Source organism: Leptospira bandrabouensis, assembly GCF_004770905.1.
GTDB classification, from domain to species: domain Bacteria; phylum Spirochaetota; class Leptospiria; order Leptospirales; family Leptospiraceae; genus Leptospira_A; species Leptospira_A bandrabouensis.
The window spans coordinates 1-5637 of record NZ_RQHT01000019.1; the positions used below are offsets into that span (position 1 = coordinate 1).

The 5637-nt window shown below is 41.4% G+C and carries 4 protein-coding genes; 2 read left to right on the forward strand and 2 right to left on the reverse strand.

What is annotated here, in order from left to right:
• Positions 1–403: 403 nt before the first annotated feature.
• Positions 404–730 carry a type II toxin-antitoxin system RelE/ParE family toxin gene (locus tag EHR07_RS19020; protein ID WP_135746616.1) on the reverse strand — a complete coding sequence of 109 codons (327 nt, stop codon included), beginning with the start codon at positions 728–730 and terminating at the stop codon, positions 404–406.
• Positions 720–926 carry a hypothetical protein gene (locus tag EHR07_RS19025; RefSeq protein ID WP_135568303.1) on the reverse strand — a complete coding sequence of 69 codons (207 nt, stop codon included), beginning with the start codon at positions 924–926 and terminating at the stop codon, positions 720–722. Before EHR07_RS19025 ends, EHR07_RS19020 begins: the two co-directional genes overlap by 11 nt.
• 358 nt (positions 927–1284) lie before the next feature.
• On the opposite strand from EHR07_RS19025, the gene EHR07_RS19030 reads away from it, so the two are divergent.
• On the forward strand, positions 1285–4689 hold the full coding sequence (locus EHR07_RS19030) for a polymorphic toxin-type HINT domain-containing protein (protein ID WP_167483399.1): 3405 nt from the start codon (positions 1285–1287) through the stop codon (positions 4687–4689).
• Positions 4686–5300 carry a hypothetical protein gene (locus EHR07_RS19035; protein ID WP_135746618.1) on the forward strand — a complete coding sequence of 205 codons (615 nt, stop codon included), beginning with the start codon at positions 4686–4688 and terminating at the stop codon, positions 5298–5300. The genes EHR07_RS19030 and EHR07_RS19035 overlap by 4 nt, the downstream gene beginning before the upstream one ends.
• The last annotated feature ends 337 nt before the right edge of the window (positions 5301–5637 follow it).

The window sequence follows — 5637 nt, forward strand, 5'->3', positions numbered from 1 at the left end:
AGGTGTGGTAGAGACCGCCTAATACGGGAGTGGATTCCAAGTGGCAGTTTCCATCTCGCGGTTTGTGGAGGATCGGTGAGTTAGGCGACGGTTAATTGCAATACGGATAGCTGCTAGTCTGCAGGTGTTAAACGCAATGCGTATAGTTGACATTTAATTTGAGTTTATATGTAGTTTGCATAAATATCATTTATCAATTGTCAGGCGTATAACAAACAAATCATTTATTAAATATCAATTTTTACCATAAGTCTTTTCCAAGCCTTCTTTTAGAAATAAGTTATATCCTTTCGATAAGTTTCTCCAAGTGAAGTGTCCCCCACGGAAGCGTGGCCAGGGATGGCCTAAGCTCGCCAGTCGGAACAGGATGTTCCGCTGGCAGGAGTGGGGGATACTGAACTCGTTAAAAAATTTCTTTAAGTATATCGTTTATTTCTTTGTCTGAGATGGAATTGATTTCGGATTTATCGTAAATCAAGATTAAATAAATCGAACGATCCTTAATCACTGTGTGTGTAATGACCCTTCCTCCGCCGGATTTTCCTTTTCCTTTTGAAGCAATTGGAATCCGTATCTTATGACAGTTGTTGTTAAGTGAAGTTCCTTGAAACGGATTAAGTCTTAATGAATCAACAAGAGTTAGCAATTCCTGCCTTAAAGAAGGATATTTTTTTATAAGACGTTTAGTTTGCCGTTCAAAGCTAGGTAGTGTAAAAACATTATATTCCACTTAGAAAATCTCTAGCAACCTTCGGTTTTATTTTTTTAGCCTTCACTAGATTCATTTCATCTACAGCTGTTCTCGCATTTTCTAGAAATTCCGCATTCGAATCTGTGATAGTCTTTGTTTTAACATAAGAAAGTCCTTTCAATACTTCCATTAGCGACTGAGCTTTATTGTCTTTGATGTCTAGCAAAACTTTCATAGTAATATTCTAACCATTAGTTATGTCTTAATGAAAAACTTTTCATCAAGTTGTTTCAAGTCTTTTTTTGAAAGATTTACAAACTAAAGCCCCTTGCGCCAGCGATAGTAGCGGAAATCCTTTCCATAAACTAATTGATTCTATTCAACAAACCAATCGGAAAGATTGGAGCGAATAGCGCGGTCGTTCTAGAATCAAATACCAATCAACTAACGGATTCGAGGCGCCCAGAGAAACATTCATCAATTCTTTTCTTAACCAAGTGAAGTGTCCCCCACGGTAGCGTGGCCAGGGATGGCCTAAGCTCGCCAGTCGGAACAGGATGTTCCGCTGGCAGGAGTGGGGGATAGTGAACTTTATGGAAGATCGCAGCAAACAAATGGCAGTCCTACAGACATTGGATTCCCTTTGGTCGTTACCACTTACCTTCGAAGCAACGATAGCAGAACAAAACAAAGCACTTGATGAACAGTTAACCATGCAATTATTGCAAGATAGTTTTATCAAGATGGGACCCACATACGTGAGGTCTGCTGTCGATAAGATGGGAAATCCATCCTATCAGATTCTTCCAGCCTATGCTGCTTTTGTATATATCAAACCGGACAAATTGCCTACGGTCAAAGATTCCAATGGAAAGGAATGGGATCTAACCGATTACCAGGCTCTTCAAGGGAAAGGTGGTCCTGCAAGTGCCGAACTCAACATGATGGTGAGACTGGCTCGTAACCAAATGCAAACGGACTTCAAACAAACGTTTGATCCGGAAAAATCAGAAAACCGTGAAATTGCTGTAACCATGTTTGATCCAAAGGCTATGGCACGAGTGGCAAGAGCTGCTCAGTCTGCCTTAGGCCAACTTGCCTCTGACCCGCAAAAGATGTTTGAGTTTAACTCTGCTGATGCAAAAGGCAAAGAAGCCATGATCGAATCAGCGAAGAACTCAGGTTATTTGGTTGGACCTACTGTGGGGGGAACCTTCGGAACTCACCACTTCAACCAGTTCTATCCTATCCTTAAGATGAAGGAAAAATACAACGAGATCAAGGCTGAAGGGGAAGCTCTGAACGGTAATGGTTTTGCCAATGCTGTGGGAGGCGTGGTCTCGGTTGCAACTGGTGGTATCATTAACGCTAAAACTGCTGCCAAGTTCATGAATGATAATGGGGATGTGATCGATACCATCACCACAGTCGCTGCTGTCATTGCTGCTCCGTTTACCGGTGGAACATCGCTTCTTGCCCTTGCTGCTTATAAAGCAGTGAAAGGTGCCTATGAAGGAGGGGTGCTTGGTGCAGTTACTGGTGCTGCCAGTGCTTATTCTTCGATTACTGGTGTGGATGTTTCCTATTCTTATGACGAAGGTTTTGGTGCCAACGTAGGTGTTAAGATGGGTGCGGTTAGTTTAGGAGTCAGTTACTCTGAAAGTGCTGGTTTCGGTGCGAGTGCCTCTGTGAAGTTAGGTGGACTATCTGCTGGTGTGAGTTATACCCAAAACGGAGGTTTTGGTGCCAACGTAGGATATGAGTTTGGCGGGAAAAGTGACATGCTCAAAGGCCTTGGTGTAAACCTAAGTTATAGCCAAAGCGGAGGTTTTGGTGGAGGCGTAAGCTATAGCAAGACGACGGAAGGAGGCACCAAGGTTACCGGTGGTCTCAACTATAGTAAGGATGCTGGGGTAGGCGCTAGCCTCAACGCACAGAGAGAAGTCTCAAGAAATGATAATTACGCAACGACTGTGACCGGAGGTTTATCCTATAGCCAGAAACAAGGGTTTGGTGCGAGTGTGGATGCGACAATTGAGAAGGTGGCAAAAGAGACTCCTCCAGGAACAACTCCTCCTAAACCGAAATTCCAATCTGTATCTCAACTAGATATGGGACTTTCTTTTAACCAGAAGGAAGGATTCTCTGCAAGTGTTGGCTTTGATGGAATCAATGCACTGAGCTACAACCAAAACACAGGACTTTCTGGAAACACCAACTTTGCTATGGATTTCCGTAAAAAACAAATCCAAGATGAGATTGATGAAGAGACAAAAGCGAAGAAAGAAGCTGCTGATAAGAAATTAGAAGCAGCTAAACAAGAATGGCTAAAAGAAAAAAGGAAAGATCCGAACTACGCAAACATTAAAGACGATGATGCTTTACTTGCACAGTATAAGAAAGAACAGGAGGCAAAGGCTGAAAAAGACGGATCTAGAGATAACATACTAGAGAAGATTGGTGGTGATATTTATGATGATGTCGCTGGTGCTCTAGGGATCTCGACGTCAGATGCTGGTAGACTGGATAAAGATGGAAAGTTTGTTCCTAGAACTTGTTTTGTTGCTGGAACCAAAGTTCATACCAAAGAGGGTCTTAAGAACATTGAAGACATTCGAGTTGGGGATGTGGTTCTTTCCAAATCCGACGAAACAGGAGAAGTCTCTTACCGCAAAGTAGTTGAGACTTTTATCCGCCAAACGGAAGCGATCTACATAGTTTCCTTTGCAGATGGAACTGTCCTCGAAACCACTTGGAACCATCCGTTCCGTGTGAAAAAACAAGGCCATGCTTTAGAGAAGTTCTCTATAGAAACAACTGATTGGGTGCAGGCAAAAGATTTACATCCTGGGGATGTGGCTCTTAGAGCTGATGGAAAGGAACTGGTTATAACCGACATCACCATAGATGAGCGAGAAGAGACGGTTTATAACTTTGAGGTGGAAAAGTATCATACCTACTTCGTAGGAGAAATAGGGGTTTGGGTGCATAATGCGGACTATAAAAACTTAAGTATGGGGTACAGAGAGTTAGTCCTATTTTACACGCAGAATGGTAAGGACTATCAAGGAAACTATCACGAAGTTGGTCAAAAAAACGACGCAGGATACCGAACCTTCCAAGATAAAGAAACAAATAGTATGCTTATTATGGATAAAGATGGGAATACTACTCGTTATTATAAGGATCGTTATGGCAATAACATAGAGGAAGAATTCTCATTCAAAGACAATACTTTAACGGATCGCGAAAAGATGCGTATCAACGGTAGAGAAATGTCAGATGGAAGTATAGTTAGAATTAATAAGAAAGGCATGATGACAGTAATGACGCAGGAAGAGATGGCGGGAGTAAAGAATGCAACTGCATTTGTAAATGGTATGAAAATGAAACACGAATCTGCGACAGATGCAGCTCAGTTTGTGAGGGAAAAAGTGAAGATGCAGGGAGATTTATATCTTTACAATAACGGGACACAAGGTCCAGTTGTTGACGTTGTGAAAGTCGCAATGGGTCAAAATTCTCAAAAACAGACCGGATATGAAAAGGCTCAGGACAAATTACGTGACTCTCTTGCGTCGGGGCAGATTACTACTGTGTATAGCTATAGCCAAGGTAGTGTGATAGCTGGGAATGCATTCCAACAAGCGGCTAAGAAAAGTGGATCAAAAAACTTTTATGATAATAAAAAATGGGTTTCTTTAGGCGGTGGACATGTATCTCAGAACATACCGAAAGGCTTAAAGAATGCAACTTTTTATACCAACACAGCCGACATGATTAGCAATGGGGCACCCCTTCTTTCCGACATTATGGAGAATGTTTCCAATGGAACACCTTCATCACCTCCAAGAAATCTTGTGAAAAGATTTATAACAGAGCGGCAGGAAGGAAGAAACGGATCGTATAATTCTGCTTGCGTTTCTGCGAATCCCATAGCTTGTCATAGTATTTATAGTTATGATTGGGCTTTGAGTGCAGAAGGAAATAGGAAATGATGGCAAAAAAATATTGTATATTACTATTAGTGAGCTTGTTCCATTGCAAAGAATCCATATCCATTCCTGAATCTTTTAAGGATGATATTCAAGGAACAAGGCATGTAGATTTTCATTTTGATGCGAATAACTTACCAAAGCTTGGGGTAACGATGGAAAGCGACTTGGATCAAATGTACCCTGAAGGTCCAACTGGCAGAATGACTTTCATTAAACCAAGGAGGATAACGATCAATAAAACTACCTTTGATTATGACAGAAGAGTCGATTACATGTATCAAAAAGTGGAAGATTTAAGTAAACCGCCAGAGATTATACAATATCGAAGTGCAGAGAGCTTACTACTAACTATCTTTCTTAAAAAGGAAGTTGTCGTTTTTTATCTGATCAATCACAAAGTAAAGGACGTTAATGACGAATGGATTCCAGGGAAGTACAATCAGCGAGATATCACTGATGAAAATTGGATCAGTACAGATTATAAAGGGGCCGCAATAGATGGATGCTTGTATTGGCTACAATGGCCTAGAGAAGCGAGGTATCAACACATCGGAAATTCATTCGATGGATATACGGAAGAAGATTGCCAGAAGGAGAATGGGACAAAGTAAGCCTGAGCCTCTCCAAAACTATGATAGCGAACAAAATGTTCGTTAAGTTAGATGCTGGATGCAAACGGGAACAATTTTGAAGACAAAAAACAAATGGGAATCATCGTTTTCTAGTGATTCACATAGACTTTGTTCCAAAAATGAGTGTTCCGTTGATCGCTAGGGCATAAGGAATCCTTCTCTTCTATAGAAGAGATTCTTAGACAAAGATTGCAAGCAATGGTTATAAACCGAAGTGTAAAAGAGATTACCTCTCTTAAGCGGTTTTCTTCCAGGAGTAGGTGTGGTAGAGACCGCCTAATACGGGAGTGGATTCCAAGTGGCAGTTTCCATCTCG